At 48.1% G+C, this 18,821-nt stretch carries 17 protein-coding genes; 13 read left to right on the forward strand and 4 right to left on the reverse strand.

The window, feature by feature from the left end:
* Positions 1-290: 290 nt before the first annotated feature.
* The 4 genes from ACM9J1_RS11005 to ACM9J1_RS11020 are packed head-to-tail and all read left to right on the forward strand — an operon-like array spanning position 291 to position 5,693.
* On the forward strand, positions 291-2,687 hold the full coding sequence (locus ACM9J1_RS11005; protein WP_415582096.1) for an ATP-binding cassette domain-containing protein: 2,397 nt from the start codon (positions 291-293) through the stop codon (positions 2,685-2,687).
* Entirely contained in the window at positions 2,665-3,891 is a 1,227-nt protein-coding gene (locus tag ACM9J1_RS11010; RefSeq protein WP_415582097.1) for an HlyD family secretion protein, read from the forward strand. The genes ACM9J1_RS11005 and ACM9J1_RS11010 overlap by 23 nt, the downstream gene beginning before the upstream one ends.
* Positions 3,888-5,201 carry a TolC family protein gene (locus ACM9J1_RS11015; protein ID WP_415582098.1) on the forward strand — a complete coding sequence of 438 codons (1,314 nt, stop codon included), beginning with the start codon at positions 3,888-3,890 and terminating at the stop codon, positions 5,199-5,201. Before ACM9J1_RS11010 ends, ACM9J1_RS11015 begins: the two co-directional genes overlap by 4 nt.
* Before the next feature lie 33 nt (positions 5,202-5,234).
* Complete coding sequence (locus tag ACM9J1_RS11020; RefSeq protein ID WP_415582099.1) at positions 5,235-5,693, forward strand: gliding motility lipoprotein GldH family protein; 459 nt, start codon at positions 5,235-5,237, stop codon at positions 5,691-5,693.
* On the opposite strand, the gene ACM9J1_RS11025 is transcribed toward ACM9J1_RS11020, so the two are convergent.
* The gene (locus ACM9J1_RS11025; RefSeq protein ID WP_415582100.1) at positions 5,690-6,427 is read right to left on the reverse strand and encodes a biotin--[acetyl-CoA-carboxylase] ligase; all 738 of its coding nucleotides are present in this window, start codon (positions 6,425-6,427) and stop codon (positions 5,690-5,692) included. The genes ACM9J1_RS11020 and ACM9J1_RS11025 overlap by 4 nt on opposite strands.
* A gap of 82 nt (positions 6,428-6,509) precedes the next feature.
* Here ACM9J1_RS11025 and rsfS point away from each other — a divergent pair, with 82 nt between their 5' ends.
* The 7 genes from rsfS (at position 6,510) to ACM9J1_RS11060 (ending at position 12,012) form a co-directional block, all read left to right on the forward strand.
* Complete coding sequence (gene rsfS, locus ACM9J1_RS11030) at positions 6,510-6,881, forward strand: ribosome silencing factor (protein WP_415582101.1); 372 nt, start codon at positions 6,510-6,512, stop codon at positions 6,879-6,881.
* A 14-nt stretch (positions 6,882-6,895) separates the two neighbouring features.
* Positions 6,896-8,821 carry an ATP-dependent zinc metalloprotease FtsH gene (gene ftsH, locus ACM9J1_RS11035; RefSeq protein ID WP_415582102.1) on the forward strand — a complete coding sequence of 642 codons (1,926 nt, stop codon included), beginning with the start codon at positions 6,896-6,898 and terminating at the stop codon, positions 8,819-8,821.
* Positions 8,822-8,932: 111 nt separating this feature from the next.
* Positions 8,933-9,535 carry a lactate utilization protein B/C gene (locus ACM9J1_RS11040; protein ID WP_415582103.1) on the forward strand — a complete coding sequence of 201 codons (603 nt, stop codon included), beginning with the start codon at positions 8,933-8,935 and terminating at the stop codon, positions 9,533-9,535.
* 1 nt (position 9,536) lies between these two features.
* Positions 9,537-10,337 carry a phosphatidate cytidylyltransferase gene (locus ACM9J1_RS11045; RefSeq protein WP_415582104.1) on the forward strand — a complete coding sequence of 267 codons (801 nt, stop codon included), beginning with the start codon at positions 9,537-9,539 and terminating at the stop codon, positions 10,335-10,337.
* Positions 10,327-10,980 (forward strand): phosphatidylserine decarboxylase family protein, encoded by a 654-nt coding sequence (locus ACM9J1_RS11050; RefSeq protein ID WP_415582105.1) that lies wholly within the window; start codon positions 10,327-10,329, stop codon positions 10,978-10,980. Before ACM9J1_RS11045 ends, ACM9J1_RS11050 begins: the two co-directional genes overlap by 11 nt.
* Positions 10,980-11,240 (forward strand): acyl-CoA-binding protein, encoded by a 261-nt coding sequence (locus ACM9J1_RS11055; RefSeq protein WP_415582106.1) that lies wholly within the window; start codon positions 10,980-10,982, stop codon positions 11,238-11,240. The genes ACM9J1_RS11050 and ACM9J1_RS11055 overlap by 1 nt, the downstream gene beginning before the upstream one ends.
* A gap of 1 nt (position 11,241) precedes the next feature.
* Positions 11,242-12,012 (forward strand): superoxide dismutase, encoded by a 771-nt coding sequence (locus tag ACM9J1_RS11060; protein ID WP_415582107.1) that lies wholly within the window; start codon positions 11,242-11,244, stop codon positions 12,010-12,012.
* A gap of 81 nt (positions 12,013-12,093) precedes the next feature.
* On the opposite strand, the gene ACM9J1_RS11065 is transcribed toward ACM9J1_RS11060, so the two are convergent.
* Entirely contained in the window at positions 12,094-14,721 is a 2,628-nt protein-coding gene (locus ACM9J1_RS11065; RefSeq protein ID WP_415582108.1) for a valine--tRNA ligase, read from the reverse strand.
* A 143-nt stretch (positions 14,722-14,864) separates the two neighbouring features.
* On the opposite strand from ACM9J1_RS11065, the gene ACM9J1_RS11070 reads away from it, so the two are divergent.
* Positions 14,865-15,293 (forward strand): DUF1573 domain-containing protein, encoded by a 429-nt coding sequence (locus ACM9J1_RS11070; RefSeq protein WP_415582109.1) that lies wholly within the window; start codon positions 14,865-14,867, stop codon positions 15,291-15,293.
* Between the two features lie 31 nt (positions 15,294-15,324).
* Here ACM9J1_RS11070 and ACM9J1_RS11075 read toward each other — a convergent pair whose 3' ends face one another.
* The gene (locus ACM9J1_RS11075) at positions 15,325-16,656 is read right to left on the reverse strand and encodes a retropepsin-like aspartic protease (protein WP_415582110.1); all 1,332 of its coding nucleotides are present in this window, start codon (positions 16,654-16,656) and stop codon (positions 15,325-15,327) included.
* Between the two features lie 95 nt (positions 16,657-16,751).
* Between ACM9J1_RS11075 and ACM9J1_RS11080 the strand changes: the two genes are divergently transcribed.
* Positions 16,752-17,945 carry a pyridoxal phosphate-dependent aminotransferase gene (locus ACM9J1_RS11080; RefSeq protein ID WP_415582111.1) on the forward strand — a complete coding sequence of 398 codons (1,194 nt, stop codon included), beginning with the start codon at positions 16,752-16,754 and terminating at the stop codon, positions 17,943-17,945.
* A 245-nt stretch (positions 17,946-18,190) separates the two neighbouring features.
* Here the strand turns inward: ACM9J1_RS11080 and ACM9J1_RS11085 are convergent, their stop codons facing one another.
* The gene (locus ACM9J1_RS11085) at positions 18,191-18,778 is read right to left on the reverse strand and encodes a T9SS type B sorting domain-containing protein (RefSeq protein WP_415582112.1); all 588 of its coding nucleotides are present in this window, start codon (positions 18,776-18,778) and stop codon (positions 18,191-18,193) included.
* Between the last annotated feature and the right edge of the window lie 43 nt (positions 18,779-18,821).

Raw genomic sequence — 18,821 nt, forward strand, 5'->3', positions numbered from 1 at the left:
GGTTTTGGACAAAGTCCAAAAAAAGCCGGATGTCGCGGCTTCGACAAAACCCCTAGCCCGGATAGCAGCGGAAATCCTTTTGCGCCACGAAGCGGAAGCGGAGTGGCGTAAAAGATTGGAGCGAATAGCCGGAATCAGCTCCTGAAAAAAAGAAAATCTGTCGTTTACCGACTTTTTCCCTACTCTTACCTATTTTTTATTTAATGTTAAGAAATTATAAATAACATTGCGTCGTAAATATCCAGCAACTGTTTGATAACTATTTGATAAACAGTTCAAACGCCCCTAAAATGCCTAGAACAGATCAACAATTAAAGAGCAATGATTGCGGCGTCAGTGCCGTAAAGACCGTGTTTAACTTGCACGGTAAGAACATCTCGCGAAAGTACATTGAGCAGCACATTCCCATCGAGGAAAAGGGCACGCGCATGGCCGATTTGGGCGACTTCCTGAACTCGCACGGGTTCCAGACCAGCTATCGGTTGCTCGATGCCAACTACGTGAATGGCAATGTGGCAGACATTGAAGACATGCTGCCGTTTATCTTGCCGATCAAAAACAAGAACAACGGGTTGCATTATGTGGTGGCGGACCAACTCAAAGGCAAGCAACTCAAGATTTACGACCCGACCAAAGGCAGCCAGTATTACCTGTCACTGCAGGAAATCAAGAAAAAGGCGCACTTCAACAAAAACCATTGGGATTTAGCGGAGACCGAAGACAAAATCCGGTCGCTGTGCACCGAGGATCTGGCCGACTACAAACTCAACTACGAACAAGCCTTACAGGAAAATGGCCCGGCGGCGCTGTTCAACAAGTTGACCTACTTTAAATACATCAAAGGGAATTTCGGGTTCAAGGACGCCGACGCGGAGAAAGCGTTTTTGCTGGATTTGCTCAAAAACCAGGACATCTCGAACATTCCGCAGAATTTCAAAAGCCTTGAATTAGAGAAAGGCAAAATCAAGAATACCTCGCCGCTGATCTTGTCGGTCAAGGCGTTGGATACCGAAACGACTGAAGCCACAGCCTATCCCGAAGAAAAACGGCGCAGCCTGTACTGGCAGCTCTTCAAGCAATTGGGTTCTTACCGAAAACTGTGGTACATCTATATTTTCGCGGCGCTCTTTTCGGCGACCACGGCACAGATTGCGGTGTTCACCAACCAAATATTGATTGACAACATCCTGCCGACATACAATTTGCACACGCTCATCCTGTTTGCCATCGGGCTCGGGATATACAAGATGTTCGACACGTTTACGACGGTGTACAAGAATTTCGTGTCGATCCATTTGAGCAATGTACTCGACCGGCATTTCCTTTTTTCTTTCGATGAGAAAATCAATAGGTCGTCCTTGGCCTACATCCATTCCTATAAAAAAGGCGATTTGATGGAACGCGTGAGCGACTCCCTGAAACTCAAGACGTTCTTCATGAAGTTCTTCACCGGGACATTGGTGGATGTCATCGTGTCTCTGTATTCACTCGGCATCTTGTTCTTCATTGACAAAGGACTGACGCTCATTGTATTGGCTGTCATGATTTTATTCGCTTTATGGTTCAAGATCATTACGCCATACCTCAAGCAGAACGAAAGGTTGCGTTACATCCGCAAGGCCGATTTCATCTCGAAGATGATGGAGAAAATCGAAGGCATACAGGTCATTAAGAGTTTCAAGATCGAGAATTTCCATTCGAACAAGATTTTCACCAGCACGAACGAATACCTGAAAATCCAGATGCGCAACGGCTATGTGGATTTGATCAACAAAATCGTCGTGGCCACAATCGTCGTGGTTTCCTCGGTGACCATTATGGTCTTGCTGACCGAATCGGCCATTACGACGCAACTCATTACGTTGGGTCAGATCGTGACGTTCATCGCCTTGTCGTCGAAGATTTTCTCGGCGCTCAAAGGCATCCTGGACGACAACATGACGCTTCAGGAAAATGAGGTGATTTTGCGCCGTTACCTTGATTTTGACGAGCACACGAAGGCGCCGTCTAAAAAAGGCATTCGCGATTTCAGCATCGAAAAGATTGAATTCCAGAACCTTTACTACGGTTATTTGCCCAACGAGTTCGTGTTGAAAGACATCAACATGACCATCCGGAAAGGCGAAAAAATCAAGATTGAAGGCCAGAACGGTTCGGGGAAATCGACGTTCAGCAAAATCCTGACGACGCTCTACAAACCGAATTCGGGTGCCGTCTTGGTGAACGACCGCGACAAGAAATTCTATAACGCCGAAGCCGTCCGCGAGAAAATCATCCTGGTGACCAACGAAGACATTTTGTTCAACGACACCATCCAGAACAACATCGCACTGGGCAAGGACATCCCCATCGACGTGATTTTGGACAAGGCGAAAGAAATCAACTTCTACGATTTCATCGCGTCCAAAGACGACGGACTGGATTTCATCATCAACGAAAACGGCAAAAACCTCTCTACCGGACAGCGCAAGAAAATCCTGTTGCTGCGGGCATTGTTCGCCGATTCTGAGCTGATTATCCTGGACGAAGTGCTTTCGGGCATGGACCTCGAATCGCGCAACAAAGTGGAATCATTGATTGACGCCGACCACGACAAGACGTACATCATCATTTCGCACGAACCGATCAACAACATCAATTTTACCAAGAAATACAAGATTTCAGATGGAGAACTCAGTCTACTATAATACCAAAGCCATTAATTTCATCCGGATCATGAACCGGATACTGGTGGCGTTCGTGGTGCTCGTGACGATTTTGATCTTCGCGCTGAACATCAACGATACCGTGGATTTCAAGGAAGGCCTTATTTTTTCGGACACGCCGCAATTGAAAGTCACCGCGCCCAACGAAGTAAGAATCATGCAAGTCATGGTCAAGGAAGGCCAAGCCGTGAAAAAAGGCGACACGTTGTTCCGGCTCGAAAACAAGAAAACGCAGTCTGAACATGAAATCCTGACGGCCGACATTGCCGCGATGGAAAATAAAGTCATCATCATCAACAAACTGATGGCCAATACGATGGAACGCAAGAAAGCCTTGCAACAACTATTGTCGATCCAGGCGAACATCTACAAGACCGACCGCAAGAAAGCCGCGTACGAGATTGCCGCTTTGAACAACAAGCTCAATTTGTCGTCGCAACAATCATCGATCTTGTCGGACAAGTATAAAACCGACTCGCTCCTGTATGCAAAAGGCGCGATTTCCAAATACGAAATGACCGCCAGCAAAGCGACCAGCCTGAACGACCGCAAAGGCGAAGTGGACGTAAAGTCAACGTACAACGTCAAGAATTACGACTTCCAGAACCTGTACAACAACAACAAACGTACGCGCAACGATTTGAGGCGAAACATCATAGATGTGGACAACGAAATCGAAAATTACAAACGTGAAATCGTCGAGCTCGAGACGGCCATTAAGGACGCCAAATCAAACCTAATGTATGTGTCGGATGAACTGGGGAAAATGGTGATCACGTCTCCGTATGACGGTACGATTTCGAACCTGTTCAACGCCAAACAGAACCAGCAGATCATCAACAAAGGCGACTTGCTGGCCATCGTGGCGCCTACGAAAGAAAAATTCTACGCCAAGGTAACACTCGACGAACAAGACCTGGCTTATGTGAAGAACGGGCAGGCCATCAACCTCAAACTCGATGCTTACAATTACTATCGTTTCGGCGCGGTGAAAGGGAAAATCACGTATGTGTCGCCGTCGGATGTGAACCAGACATTCTACTGTTTGGCGCGCATTGAGCAATACAACCAGAACATCAACCTCAAAGCAGGTTACAAGCTGAAAGGCGAAGTCATCATCGAGCGGATGCCGCTGTACCAATACATTGTGAAGAAGTTGTTTTCGAAAATCGATAGCACATCATGAGAAAAACCGCCCTGCTCCTACTTTTTTTCACCTACGCCGCACAAGCCCAAAAGGCAATGACTTTCGCGGATTGCCTGGAACAGACCCTGGCCAACAACCTTCAATTGAAATCGGCTTCGTTTGATGAAAAGATTGCACTGGCGCAACACCGCGGCAGCTACGGGCAAATGATGCCTGCCATTACCGCCGACGGGGAAAACCGGAATTCCTGGGGAAAGGAACTTGACCCGGATACCAACACGTTTACCCGCGAAAACCTGCGAAACAACGAAGGCACGCTCAACGCCTATTTCAATCTGTTCCAAGGTTTGACCGTACACAACAACATCAAGTTGGCGCGTCAGGAAAAGGAATTGACGCGAACCAACATCCAATTGTTGCGCAACCAGATTACGATTGATGTGGCGCAGCGGTTCATTACGATCCTGTATCTGCAAGAAATCATTGCAGCGGGCGAACAGCAGATCGCGGCGAGCACGAAACAGCTCGAAATGGCCGACCTGAAATTCAACGCCGGCGTCATTTCGGAAAGCGAACTGTTTAAGATCAAGGCGCAGAAAGCTTCAGAAGAAGTAAACCTGCTCACCAATAAAAACCGGCTGACCGATAATATGATCAGCCTGAAGCAGCTGATGAATATTCCGCTGGATACGGAAATTATCTTGCTCAAACCCGAATTGAAACTGGACGAAAACTTGATGCCGTCGGGCAATGAGTTTGAAATTGCACAAAAAGCCGTAGACATCCATCCGGCGTTTCAGGCGAGCATTCTCGAGATGAAGAAAAAGCGTACCGAACTGGCTTTGGCGCGTGCACTCCGCTGGCCGACACTCACCATGCGCCTGATGTACCGCAGCAACTACGACTCAAACATCCGCGAAGCCGTACCGTTCGATGAGCAACTGGACGAGAACACCTCGAAGCAAATCCGGTTTTATTTGACGATTCCGATCTTCAACCAATTCCGCAACAACGTCAAGATCAAGACGCAGAAAATGTTGTTCCGACAAGCCGTCGTGGCGACCGAAATCGAGCGCAACCGGCTGTCTAAGGAAGTCATCCTGGCCGTGAACGATGCGAAAACCGCCGTCAAGAAAAACGAAGCTTCTTCTATTGCCATGGATTTTTCGCAGAAAAGTTATGATGCAGATCTCTTGAAATTTGAAGTCGGGAAAATCAACATCAACGAGCTGAACACGACAAAAATCAACTACAATAACGTACAGGCCGAATTGATCCAGTCCAAATACGACTTGATGTTCAAGAACGCGCTTATCAAATTCTACCAAGGTGAGCCATTCATGTTGTAGGATTTTTTGCTATCTTTCAGCAAATTCACGGACATGAAAAGAACTTTACTCCTACTCGCTGCCTGTGCGCTGTTGGCTTCTTGCACCGAAACGGTTTACAAGGAATACGAAACCGACTTGGTAGGCAACCGCTGGCAGAAAAACGATGTGAAAACCTTCAATTTTACGCTGGAAGAAAGCGGTGTGTATGACATCGCAGTCGATTTCAGCCATGTTTACGGTACGCAATTCCCAAGCGTGCCGCTGAAAGTCGTACTCGTGAAGCCCGACCAAAGCCGCGAAACGGTAGATTATCTGATGCAACTCCGCGACGGCGAAGGCAATGAACTCGGCGACTGCACCGGCGATTATTGTGATTTGCGCGAGCCGGTATTCACCAAAAAAGAACTCAAAGCCGGCAACTACCAGATTTCGGTGGCGCACGTCTTTGATTATGAATTTGTACCGAATGTGCTCGGTATCGGCGTTCGGGTCACGGAATCAGAAGATTAATACAACAACTGGATTTCTTTGATATTGAAAAGTTTGCGGCTGTCGTCTTCGAGTTGCAATTCCAGTTTTCCGTCTCGCGTGACGCTTTTAATCATGCCCATGAACCGATGGCCATCGGCCCGTTCAAACGCAGCAGGAACGCCTACCTTAAAGAGCTTTTCGTGATATGCCTTCCACAAAACATCGGCGTGTTCGGCGATGAAATGCACGTTGCGGATGATGCGTTCCACAATACCTTCGCGTAACTCGTCCCGATTGAACGTCCGGCCGCTGACAGTGTGCAGAGAAGCCGCTTTCGGCAATGCCGAAAAATCCTGTTGGTTGACGTTCAAGCCAATCCCGACGACGGAAACGATTTCACCATTTGGCTTGAAGCTGTTTTCGATTAAAATCCCACCGATTTTCTTGTCGGCTGACATAATGTCGTTCGGCCACTTGATGGACACGCTCTCGATGTCATGTTTTTCGACCACTTCGCAAACGGCCAGCGCAACGGCAACGTTCAGGGTGAAAAGTTGACTGGCATCAGAAGCGAAATCCTTTACCAAAACGCTAAACATCAAGTTTTTACCTTCTTCGGACATCCAGGTCGTACCCATTTGTCCGCGGCCTGCAGACTGGCTTTCGGCGGTTACGACCGTGAAGTTTTCGGTAGCCGGATTTTGTGACAATTCCTTAAGGAAATCGTTGGTGGATGTCGTGGCACCTAATTTGACAAGCGGCGGCGTCTGCATTTGATTTTACGCTGATTAATCTTATGTTAAGGTTCAAAAATAAATACAAAAAGTGGTAACTTTGCCCAATATGAAATTTTAAATGACGAAAAAAGCGATCAACAATGATGTGCTCTTGGCCAACATCATCAAAGGAATAGAAGAAGTAAAAGGCAATGACATTGATATCCTGGATCTGCGCGACATAGACACCGCCGTTTGCGACTACTTCATCATCTGCAACGGAAACTCAAATACCCAGGTCAACGCGATCGTCAACTCTGTACAGAAAACCGTTTCCAAACAACTAAAAGACAAACCTTGGCACGTTGAAGGCACCGACAACGCTGAATGGGTTTTGATGGATTACGTCAATATCGTGGTACATGTGTTCCAGAAGCACATCCGCGAATTCTACAACATCGAAGGGCTTTGGGGCGATGCCAAAATCACGACCATCCAGAATAAATACTAAAGAACCAATACCTAATGGCTAAAGATAATATCCCTAATCCAAAACCGAGGATGAGCCCGTACCTGATTTACGGCGTCATTGTCCTCATTTTTATTTTCATCAGTATCGCTACGGGCGGTTCGGCGTTTCAGGAACCAACCACGACCACCGCTTCCAAGTTCAATGTCATGCTTGACCAAGGCGACGTGGATCGCGTGGTGGTTTACAATAAGTCTGAAGCGGAAGTTTACTTGACCAAGAAAGCACTGGCCGACAAACGCTACGAAAAAGTATCGAAAGACATGCTCGACCGCGAAAGCAAAGGGCCGCATTATACGTTTGAGATCGGAAACGACGAAATCTTCCAGACCAAGCTCGAAAAAGCCGTACAAGAAGGCAAACTCAAGGAATACAACTTCCAGATGAAGAACAACTGGACCGATATTTTCCTGACGCTGTTGCCGATCATCGTCATCGTGGGCGTCTGGATCTTCATCATGCGAAGAATGTCGGGCGGCGGCGCTGGCGGTGGCGGCGGACAAATCTTCAACATAGGGAAATCCAAAGCGCGGTTGTTCGATGAAAAGACCGACATCAAAACCACTTTTAAAGACGTGGCCGGTCTCGAAGGCGCGAAAGAAGAAATACAGGAAATCGTAGAGTTCCTGAAAAACCCGGAAAAATACACCAATCTCGGCGGCAAAATCCCGAAAGGCGCGTTGCTCGTCGGGCCACCGGGAACCGGAAAAACCTTGCTGGCGAAAGCTGTTGCGGGTGAAGCGAAAGTACCGTTCTTTTCCTTATCTGGTTCAGACTTCGTGGAAATGTTCGTTGGCGTGGGCGCTTCTCGTGTACGTGATTTGTTCAAACAGGCGAAAGAAAAAGCGCCGGCCATCATCTTCATTGATGAGATTGATGCCGTTGGCCGGGCTCGCGGCAAGAACAACTTCTCTGGCTCGAACGACGAACGCGAAAACACCTTGAACCAGTTGCTGACCGAAATGGACGGCTTCGGCACGAATTCGCACGTGATCGTACTCGCTGCCACCAACCGCGCCGACGTTCTGGACAAGGCTTTGATGCGCGCCGGACGCTTTGACCGCCAGATTTTTGTGGACTTGCCGGACATCCGGGAGCGCAAGGAAATCTTTGAAGTGCATTTGGCACCACTCAAGAAAGTGGAAAATCTGGACACCGATTTTCTGGCCAAGCAAACGCCAGGTTTTTCAGGAGCCGATATTGCCAACGTATGTAATGAAGCCGCGCTGATTGCGGCCAGAAAAGAAAAAACTGCCGTTGACAAACAAGACTTCTTGGACGCCGTTGACCGCATCGTAGGCGGATTGGAAAAGAAAAATAAAATTGTTACCCCGGAAGAGAAAAAGGCCATTGCCATCCACGAAGCCGGACACGCCACTGTGAGCTGGATGCTGGAACATGCCGCACCATTGGTAAAAGTAACCATAGTGCCGCGCGGACAAAGTTTGGGCGCTGCCTGGTATTTGCCAGAAGAACGCCTGATCGTACGTCCGGACCAGATGCTTGATGAAATGTGCGCTACCATGGGCGGCCGTGCAGCGGAGTTCGTGACCTTCGGGAAAATTTCAACCGGCGCCTTGAGTGATTTGGAAAAAGTATCCAAACAAGCGCGCGCCATGGTCACCATTTACGGCCTGAACGAGAAACTCGGCAACGTGACGTATTACGATTCGTCAGGGCAAAGCGAGTATAGTTTCTCGAAACCTTATTCGGAAGAAACGGCCAAGGTCATCGACGAAGAAATCTCGGAACTCATTGAAGGCCAATACCAACGCGCCATCAAAATCCTCGAGGAAAACAAGGACAAATTGAACCAATTGGCCGACATCCTGATTGACAAAGAAGTCATTTTCAAGGACGATTTAGAGGCGATTTTCGGCAAAAGACCGTTCGATAAGAACCTTCAGGAAGAGACGGCGTAATTAACAAATACCCGTTGAAAACATTCATAAAAAACTTGGTGTGGAACCTATTCCGTACCAAGTTTTTTTTATCTTTGAGTGGTTTCAGTCAATCACCCAAAGTGACATCGTATGAGTCTTTTCAGAAAATTTTTTGGTTCCAGCCAAGAGCCTGCGGGCGAGGAAAACCAAAACGAATATAACAACATGCCTTCGGATTTGTCCATCCCTGCCGACGAGAAATTCACTTTTAATTTCAAGAAAAACGGCGGAAAATTCCTTTACTGTGAAAACCTTGAAGAAGTAAAGGAACAATTCGAAAACATCCTGGAAGAGAACGATTGGTTTGAGAGCGAAGCAGTTTGTTTTGAGCCGAAATTGTATCATTTGCTCGACGAAAACAAAATCGCTTACAACCGTCCGAGCAACCCGAAATTCTTGCTGGCATCGTGTGAAAACCTCATTGCCGACGAAGGCTCGGTGCTTTTTTCATCGAACCAGATCCGCCAGAACAAACCCAACGAATTGCCGTCGAACATCGTCATCCTGGCCACGACCAGCCAAATCCTGGAAAGCAAAAGCGACGGGCTTCGGGTCATCAAGAAAAAATACGAAAAGGACTATCCTACCAATATCACTACGATAAAATATTTCGAAAAAGCCAAAGAGGAAGATTTCCTGCAATACGGAAGCGCACCCAAAAACCTCTACCTCTTGCTTTTAGAAGACTTGTAGCATGCGCGAAACCCTCACCCGATTACTGTCCGGCATCGTTTACATCGTGTTGCTGGCGGCGGCTGTTTATTTTTCGAAGGAAAGTTTCCTGATTTTGTTCGGAGTTTTCCTGATGATTGCCGTGGTTGAATTCTGCAACTTGGTCAATCTCAACAAAACGGCGCCATTGCTCATCGCAGGTTTCGGGTATTTGCTGTTCGCGACATTTCCGGCTACGATTATCACGCTGCACTTGCTGTTGTTGGCTACCTTGTTGGTCTCGGCGCGTTGCATCTTTTTCCTGTTCGACGATTCGGCCAGGATTGACGACGACATGTCTAAATATGTCTTTGTGATCGGGTATGTGATTTTGCCCTTCATTTTGCTGACGAAAATCCCGTTTCAGGACATTTATTACAACCCGGAAGTGATTTTCGGGATGTTCATCTTGATCTGGACCAACGACACATTCGCGTTCATCGTTGGGAAAACCATGGGACAGAACAAACTTTTTGAACGCATTTCGCCGAAGAAAACCATTGAAGGTTTCGTGGGCGGCGTCGGCTTTTCGCTTGTCGTGGCGGCCATCATTACCAGATTCTCCAATGAGAAGCTCTATTTTTGGGTGGCCATCGCGCTCATCGTCAGCATTATGGGCACGCTGGGTGATTTGGTCGAATCCAAATTCAAACGATTGGCCGGTGTGAAGGACAGCGGCACCATCATGCCCGGGCACGGCGGCATACTGGACCGATTGGACAGTGTGATTTTTGCCGCGCCTTTTGTATTTTTGTTTTATCAAATCCTGTATTATGTTTCATAAAGAAGGCGGCAAGATCATCCTTATCGCAACGACATCGACCGTAATCCTGTTATTGCTGATCGATAAGTTCATCACCTTGGAATGGCTGCGCATGTCGGCGATGTTGACGGTATTGTTCTTCCTGGTGATGATTTTACAATTTTTTCGCAACCCGAAGCGCGTCACCAAAGTCAACGACAACCATGTCATTGCGCCCGTGGACGGCAAAGTGGTCGTCATCGAAGAAGTCTATGAAGCTGAATATTTCAAGGACAAACGCCTACAAGTTTCCATCTTCATGTCGCCCATCAACGTGCACGTTACGCGTTATCCGGTAAGCGGAAAAGTAAAATACAGCAAGTACCATCCGGGCAAGTACCTTGTGGCCTGGGATCCGAAATCAAGCACCGAAAACGAACGCACGACCATTGTCGTAGAGAACCGTGTTTTTGGTGAAGTGTTGTACAGACAAATTGCCGGCGCACTGGCCAAACGCATCGTGAACTACGCCAAGGAAGGCGACGATGCACTTCAGGGCGAAGATGCCGGTTTCATCAAATTCGGTTCACGGGTTGACATTTATTTGCCGCTCGGAACTGAAATCAACGTCAAGCTCAACCAAAAAGCAGTGGGCGGCCATACGATCGTCGCCACCAAAATGTGATGCCCGGAAAAGACCTCGATACCCGTTTCAAGGAAGCCGTAGAATTGGCCGACCGTATGACGCAGTCCGAGCTCCCGCAGGACGTACAATTACGGTTGTATGCATTCTACAAACAAGCGTCTTTCGGGACGCCGTCTTTCGGAAGTTCGAATGCCGATTTGCGCAATGCGTTCAAGACCAACGCCTGGATGCAGATCAGCCATCTATCGCCGGACGAAGCCAAGGAAAAATATATTGAACTCATCCATTCGCTCCAATAACATGAAGATTTCGCCATTCCTGCTTTGCCTTGTTGCGGCTGCAATGATTTCCTGTCGCGACAAAAAACTAAAAGAAGTGGTGGAAGTGCCGCTACCGACCGCAGAAGAAAAATCTGCGCTGTCTCATCCGGATGAGGCCAAAGCCGACCCGGGGCCGTTCGAAATGTTGGAGTTGCCTTACGAATACGATGCCTTCCCGCAAAGCATCGACCCGCGCACCATGGAATTGCACTATTCCAAACATTACCTGACATATACCAATAATCTCAACAAACTCGTGGGCGACAGCATCGCGAAAGTGGCCGGGATTGAAGGTATTTTGAAAAAAATGGACATGAGCAACACCGCACTGCGCAACAATGCCGGCGGCTATTACAACCATAACATCTTTTGGGAAAGCATGGGCCCTAAAGGAGGCGGAAAACCGACAGACACACTGGCAGCAGCCATTGACCGCGACTTTGGTTCCTTCGAAAACTTCAAGGCGGCTTTTTCCGATGCTGCCGAAAAGCAATTCGGTTCCGGCTGGGCTTGGCTCGTGGTGGACCGGGCAAAGAGACTTCAAGTGACCAGTACGCCGAACATGGACAACCCTTTGATGCCGCAAGCTACGGTTCCAGGCACGCCGATCATGGCCATCGATGTTTGGGAACACGCGTATTACTTAAACTACCAATACCGCCGAAAGAAATACATCGAGGCGTTTTTCAATACCGTCAATTGGAAAAAAGTCAACGAAAAATACGAGGAAGCGATTGCGAAGAAGTATTAGGTTCGAGAAAGGACGTTTCGCTGAAAGGAAAAAGCCGTTGATTTTAATCAGCGGCTTTTTCCTTTAAATGTAATATTAAGCTTACTGTAAACTTGCCAAACTTTGTTCGATTGTGGCAATCTTTGACAGCGCATCGGCTTCTTTCTTGCGTTCCATTTCAATGACATTTGCCGGTGCGCCGCTCACAAAGCGCTCGTTGGAGAGTTTGCCTTGTACCGATTTCAGGAATCCTTTCGTATAGTTCAATTCCTCGGTGAGTTTCGCAATTTCTGCGGAAACATCTACAGAACCAGTCACGGGAATAAAGTACTCATTGGCCTTCACCCGGAACGACAACGCGCCGCTTACTTGTTCGGTCACATAGTCGATGGCGGTCACATTGCCCATTTTGGCGACCAGCAAATCAAATTGGCCGGATGCCTTTTCATGGTTGATGATTTTCAGGTCAATCGCATCCCGGAAAGAAATGTTCTTGTCCTTGCGGATTGCGCGGATGCCTGAAATGACTTCGGCCGCAAAATCGAAATCGGCGATCAATTGCGCGTCAAACGGCTTGGTTTCCGGCCAATAGTTGACGATGAGCGCATCCTTCGGCGTGCGGTCGGCAATATGCTGCCAGATTTCCTCTGTAAGGAATGGCATGAACGGATGCAATAAACGCATCACATTCTCGAGCGCTTCAATAGCGCCGGCAAATGTTTGGGCGTCGATTGGTTGCTGGTAGCCCGGTTTGATCATTTCCAGGAACCAAGAACAGAAATCGTCCCAAGTCAATTTGTAAATGGCCATCAGCGCGTCCGAGATACGGTATTTCTCGAAGTGGTCTTCGATTTCCAGCAAAGTCTGCTGCAGCTTGGCATTGAACCATTCCACTGCTTTTGCAGATGCTTCGGGCTGCGGTAAATTTTGGTCGACTTCCCAACCCTTTACCAATCTGAAGGCATTCCAGATTTTATGGGTGAAGGCTTTGCCCTGCCCGCACAAATCCTCGTCGAATAAAATATCGTTACCCGCCGATGCGCTCAAGAGCAAGCCTACCCGCACGCCGTCAGCGCCGAACTTATCGATCAAATCAAGTGGATCCGGTGAATTGCCGAGCGACTTCGACATTTTACGACGTTGCTTGTCGCGCACCAATCCGGTAAGATAGACATTTGTGAATGGCTTTTCGCCTGCGTATTCATAGCCTGCGATGATCATGCGCGCCACCCAGAAAAACAGGATATCCGGACCGGTAACCAAATCGTTCGTAGGATAGTAGTATTTGAAATCCTGGTTCTCGGGCTCCATGATGCCGCCAAAAACAGCCATCGGCCAGAGCCATGAGGAAAACCACGTGTCGAGCGCGTCCGGGTCTTGGCGCAACGTTTCGGCTGTGATGTTGGCATTCTTGGCTTTCGCCAGTTCCAATGCAGCTTCTTTTGTTTCGGCGACCACGAAGTCTTCTTTGCCATCGCCGTAATAATAGGCTGGGATTTGTTGTCCCCACCAAAGTTGGCGCGAGATGTTCCAGTCGCGGATGTTCTCCAGCCAATGACGATACGTATTCTCGAAACGCTTCGGATAGAGCTTGATGTCGTCTGACTCCAATACAGATTTAATGGCAGGCTTCACCAAGTCGTCCATTTTCAGGAACCATTGGTCTGACAGGCGCGGCTCGATGACGGCTTTCGTTCGTTCAGAGGTGCCTACTTTATTCGGATGGATTTCAATTTTAGCAATCGCGCCCATCGCTTCCAATTCCTTCGAGATTTCCTCACGCACCACGAACCTGTCTTTCCCTTGATAATGCAAGCCGTAGCTGTTCAAGGTGGCGTCTTCGTTGAAGATGTCGATGATTTCCAATTGGTGTTTGTCGCCCAGCGCTTTGTCATTGACGTCGTGCGCCGGTGTGACTTTCAAGCATCCGGTACCGAATTCGACATCGACGTATTCATCCTCAATAATCGGGATGGAACGTCCGGCAATCGGGACAATGGCGCGTTTCCCTTTCAGATTTGCGTAGCGCTCATCGTTCGGGTTGATGCAAATGGCCGTATCGCCCAAAATGGTTTCCGGACGTGTTGTGGCAATGGTCAGGAAATCCGATCCGCCTTCAATCTGGTATTTGATAAAATAGAGTTTCCCTTGTTGTTCTTCATAAATTACCTCTTCGTCGGACAGCGTCGTCTTGGCTTCCGGATCCCAATTGACCATCCGGTAACCGCGGTAAATCAGCCCTTTGTTGTACAAATCGACAAACGAGCGGATGACTGATGCAGACATGTCCGGATCCATCGTGAATTTGGTTCTATCCCAATCGCAGGACGCGCCAAGTTTTTTGAGCTGTTCGAGGATGACACCACCGTATTTGTCGGTCCAATCCCAGGCATGCTTCAGGAATTCCTCGCGTGTCAAATCGTTTTTGTTGATGCCTTCAGACTTGAGTTTGGCCACGACTTTGGCCTCAGTCGCGATAGATGCGTGATCTGTTCCGGGAACCCAGCAAGCGTTGAAACCCTTCAACCGCGCCCGACGGATCAAGACGTCTTGAATGGTATTGTTGAGCATGTGGCCCATGTGCAAAACGCCCGTCACGTTCGGCGGCGGAATCACAATGGTATATGGCGTACGATGGTCCGGCTCAGAATGGAAATAATTGTGTTCCATCCAGTAGGCGTACCATTTTTCTTCAATCGTTTTGGCTTCGAATTGCGCAGGAATCGTCATGGAAAATTGTTTTGAATTTGGCTTGGTTCTTGTAAACCGCGCGCCGCAAAATTAAAGAATTAAGTCGCTTAGAAAAAATTAAGGTTTTATTATTTGCGGCTGTGGTAAAACAAATTAAATTTACGAACCCAAAACGTTGTAACATGAAAAAAATCATACTGTTGGTCGCGATGATGGCTGGAGGTTTTTCCCTCGCACAATCGGGTCCGAAGATTGAGTTTAAAGGCGGAACAACCATTGACTATGGAACGGTCAGCAAAGATTCAGACGATGGTATCCGAAGCATCGAATTCACCAACACAGGCAACGAGCCGCTTGTAATCACCGACGTAAAGTCAACCTGCGGATGCACCGTGCCATCGAAACCAAAAGAACCGATCATGCCTGGAAAAAGTGACAAGATCGAAGTAAAATACAACATGAATCCTGGCCCGATCCGCAAGACCATTACAATTGAATCCAATGCGGCCAACTGGCCTGAAGGGCGAATTCCCTTAAAGATCAAGGGCGAAGTCATCGTAAAAGAAGAAGTAAGCCCACTACAAAAAAAGAAAAGCTTGATGAGCCAATAGTTGAAAACCTCCAGATTCGGAGGTTTTTTTATTAAATGATGTTTTTGAGTTTGAACGAAAACTTTATTGGCTTCCCTGTTCGCTCGATTTCCAATTCGATGGTTTTGCCTTCCTCAGATTTCAGCAGCGTATTGATTTCCTGTAGCGTGAGCCGGTAACACAACATGCCGTTGATTCGGAGCAAAATATCCCCTTTCTTTATTCCGCAAGCATCCGCCGGTGAATCTTTCCTCACGTTGGCAATTGAAAAAATAGGCTTAAGCTCGAATTTGTAAGTGAACGCCTTGGGAATGATTTCAATCTCCGTTTGTGAAGCGCTTTTCCGGGAAGCTTCCACGGACACCTTTTCCTGAACCCACGACATACCTTCGTGATGCACTTCCAATCCGCTCATATTATAACTAAATGGTTGGTGGTAATGATTGCTTCGCCGTAGGTAAATTTTCTGGTCCCGATAGTCAAAAATAATTGTGAATCGCCGCATAATTTCAGCACCAACCGAACCTACACGCGCTGTCGCCAACGTGATGTTGTTAATACTCGATGCATCCGGAAACGCACCTATGGGGTTGGAAAATTCATTGCCGTTGAAGGCGAACTTTTCAATCCTGCCACGGCAACCCATAACATCGCCGCTGAGCCCGCGGCCCAGAAAATCATCGAAACGACGCTTGGGCAGCGTGATTTTATCAGACTTACTCGGAAACAGCCACACCGCATCCGTATTGCCGGAATCCATCAGCAGTTTGGCCGGAAAAAAGTTATCGGCATGTATGGAGACATCGGCGGTGATGTAAGGCTTGTGCCCTTCAATGACGATGTCGGCAGCCTTAAATTGCTTGGTTAACTTTTTTCGGATGCCCACACTTTCGCGATTGTGAACTACTATTTTCCGACGGTCGTAATTCAACTCCACGAGATTGTTCTTGAAAAAATCGTAGCCCAAAATCCCGTTGACGGGAATGCCGATACTGGCCGAAAAATTAAAGTTCTGGTCCAAGACGATGTATATCTCATGGTCGTCGTCGGTATAACCCGGAAAAGCCATTTTATTGTGGGAAGATTTCAAGCCTTCCACGGCATCGTTGGCGCCCAGCCCGCGCAGCTTAATCTTTTCGATGTTGTTCAGGCTCAACTTGTTTTGGTCGTCGAGACTGAATAATATCGTTTCATCCACACCTGTGTCCAACAAGAAATTCATTTCCGTGCCGTTCACTTTTAAGGTCACAATCGCTAGGTTGTTGATCAACACAAAAGGAATGGTCACTTTCTTTCTGCCCGGCTTGTCAAAATGGAAGCCGTCCTGCGAAAAAGCAGTCGCGCTGAACAACACGGCAAGCAACAACCATCCGGTACTTTTCATAATTGCATTTTCATAAAAGTAACAAAAATTCCCTACCGAAAAAGGACAAGATTAATCCCAAAAAATTGCACCTTTGCATCTTTAAACAACATGCCATGCCAAAAGTTTCGAACAAAGGAAAGATGATGCCCGAGTCGCCCATCCGGAAATTGGTTCCGTATGCCGATGTCGCCAAGAAAAAAGGACACAAAATTTACCATTTGAATATCGGCCAGCCAGATATAAAAACGCCAGAAGTGGCGCTTGAAGCGGTCCGAAATAACCATGTCCAAATCCTTGAATACAGCCACTCCGCCGGTTTCGAAAGCTATAGACGGAAACTTGCCGGCTATTACACTGCACATGGTATTCCGGTAGACACAGCCGATATCATTATCACTACTGGTGGTTCCGAAGCATTGCTTTTCGCTATGGGAACCACAATGGATGCCGGCGACGAAATCATCATCCCGGAACCTTTTTACGCCAACTACAACGGCTTTTCCACGGCCTCAGGCGTTACGGTGGTGCCAGTAATTTCCACGATTGACGAAGGTTTTGCCTTGCCGCCGATTTCCGCTTTCGAGAAACTGATTACGCCAAAAACCAAAGCCATCCTGATTTGCAATCCCGGCAACCCAACTGGTTACCTCTATTCTAAGGAGGAAATCCTGCAACTCGCCGAAATCGTTAAGAAACACGATTTGTTCCTTATCGCCGATGAAGTATACCGTGAGTTCACCTACGATGGCGACACCCATTTCTCGGTGATGAACGTGCCAGGTTTGGAGCAACACGCCATCATGATTGACTCGGTTTCCAAACGTTACAGCATGTGTGGCGCCCGCATTGGTTGCATCGTGTCCAAAAACAAAGAAGTCATGGCCACGGCAATGAAATATGCGCAAGCGCGCCTCAGCCCGCCAACGTTCGAACAAATCGCTTCCGAAGCCGCGCTCGACACGCCGCAAAGTTACTTTGACGAAGTCATTTCAGAATACCGCGAACGCCGCGACATCTTAATCGCCGAACTTCGCAAAATTCCTGGTGTAAAAGTGCCGACCCCAAAAGGTGCTTTCTATTGCATCGCCGAATTGCCCATCGCCAACGCCGACGATTTCGCGCAATGGCTCCTCGAATCTTTTGACCACAACGGCGAATCGGTCATGGTAGCGCCGGCGGCCGGGTTCTACTCTACACCTAATGTAGGGTTAAATCAAGTTCGGATTGCTTACGTCCTTAAAAAGGAAGATTTGGTTCGTTCGGTTGAAATCCTGAAAAAAGCGCTCGAGGTTTACAATTCAAAATAGTTTTTGGGCGTTTCCCTTCGGGCAGTCGGCTTTGCAAGCCTCGTGTCCCTTCGGGCCGCGCTTTCCGCACTCGCTTTTTCCAGGCCTCAAAATAATCCTAACTCAAGTAAACCTCGAAGGCCTGGGAAAGAGCTCAAACAATCGCTTCAATCGCTAACGCGGGCATCCGTCAATCATTCAACATGCCGCGACTAATGAATTAAAAAAGGCTTCCTCTCGGAAGCCTTTTTTAATGCCAATTACTATTATCGTTTCAAAGAGAAGTGTGCCCTAAACTCTTTCATCACCGGCAAAGATGCAGTATTCGTCTCAGGATATTCCACCGTAAACCAGTAGTCTGTCGAAGGCAATGCCTGTCCGTTGAACGTACCGTCCCAACCCGTTCCGATTGGGCTGATTTGCTTGAGCAATTTGCCGTATCGGTCATAGATGAAAATTTTAGCGAATTGGTCAATTCCACTGATGTTCCACGTATCATTGATGCCATCCCCGTTCGGGGTGAAGAACCTCGGGTAATCGATGGTCTGTATGCCGCCGATGGTGATCGAGTCGCAATGCTCTGCGCCATCGCCCTCCATGTCGTAGATCGTCACGGTATGGATGCCCGGAGGCACATCGGTGAAGACACCCCCGTTGTCCAGGATCGGGCCGTCGTCGAGCTGGTAATGGTAGGTGCCGTAGCCCTGCACCGTAACGATGATCGTCTGGTCCTGGGCGAAGGCGTTGCTCACCGTATAGCCGCTGGTGCCCGCCGCTATCGAGGCCGGGCCGGCCTGCACCACCGTGAAGGTGTCAGACACCGAGACGCAGCCCAGGGCCGTGGTCGCCCTCACCGAATAATCCCCGAAGCCCGCCGGATCGGTGATGGTGTAGGTG

It is taken from the genome of Flavobacterium longum, from assembly GCF_965137575.1.
GTDB classification, from domain to species: domain Bacteria; phylum Bacteroidota; class Bacteroidia; order Flavobacteriales; family Flavobacteriaceae; genus Flavobacterium; species Flavobacterium longum.

Excerpts from the sequence above, each read along its gene's own strand:
- ACM9J1_RS11075 (WP_415582110.1), bottom strand. The coding sequence starts at position 16,656 with ATGAAAAGTACCGGATGGTTGTTGCTTGCCGTGTTGTTCAGCGCGACT.
- ACM9J1_RS11070 (WP_415582109.1), top strand. The coding sequence starts at position 14,865 with ATGAAAAAAATCATACTGTTGGTCGCGATGATGGCTGGAGGTTTTTCC.
- rsfS (WP_415582101.1), top strand. The coding sequence starts at position 6,510 with ATGACGAAAAAAGCGATCAACAATGATGTGCTCTTGGCCAACATCATC.
- ACM9J1_RS11015 (WP_415582098.1), top strand. The coding sequence starts at position 3,888 with ATGAGAAAAACCGCCCTGCTCCTACTTTTTTTCACCTACGCCGCACAA.
- ACM9J1_RS11010 (WP_415582097.1), top strand. The coding sequence starts at position 2,665 with ATGGAGAACTCAGTCTACTATAATACCAAAGCCATTAATTTCATCCGG.
- ACM9J1_RS11055 (WP_415582106.1), top strand. The coding sequence starts at position 10,980 with ATGCCCGGAAAAGACCTCGATACCCGTTTCAAGGAAGCCGTAGAATTG.
- ACM9J1_RS11005 (WP_415582096.1), top strand. The coding sequence starts at position 291 with ATGCCTAGAACAGATCAACAATTAAAGAGCAATGATTGCGGCGTCAGT.
- ACM9J1_RS11050 (WP_415582105.1), top strand. The coding sequence starts at position 10,327 with ATGTTTCATAAAGAAGGCGGCAAGATCATCCTTATCGCAACGACATCG.
- ACM9J1_RS11025 (WP_415582100.1), bottom strand. The coding sequence starts at position 6,427 with ATGCAGACGCCGCCGCTTGTCAAATTAGGTGCCACGACATCCACCAAC.
- ACM9J1_RS11065 (WP_415582108.1), bottom strand. The coding sequence starts at position 14,721 with ATGACGATTCCTGCGCAATTCGAAGCCAAAACGATTGAAGAAAAATGG.
- ftsH (WP_415582102.1), top strand. The coding sequence starts at position 6,896 with ATGGCTAAAGATAATATCCCTAATCCAAAACCGAGGATGAGCCCGTAC.
- ACM9J1_RS11020 (WP_415582099.1), top strand. The coding sequence starts at position 5,235 with ATGAAAAGAACTTTACTCCTACTCGCTGCCTGTGCGCTGTTGGCTTCT.
- ACM9J1_RS11045 (WP_415582104.1), top strand. The coding sequence starts at position 9,537 with ATGCGCGAAACCCTCACCCGATTACTGTCCGGCATCGTTTACATCGTG.
- ACM9J1_RS11060 (WP_415582107.1), top strand. The coding sequence starts at position 11,242 with ATGAAGATTTCGCCATTCCTGCTTTGCCTTGTTGCGGCTGCAATGATT.
- ACM9J1_RS11080 (WP_415582111.1), top strand. The coding sequence starts at position 16,752 with ATGCCAAAAGTTTCGAACAAAGGAAAGATGATGCCCGAGTCGCCCATC.
- ACM9J1_RS11040 (WP_415582103.1), top strand. The coding sequence starts at position 8,933 with ATGAGTCTTTTCAGAAAATTTTTTGGTTCCAGCCAAGAGCCTGCGGGC.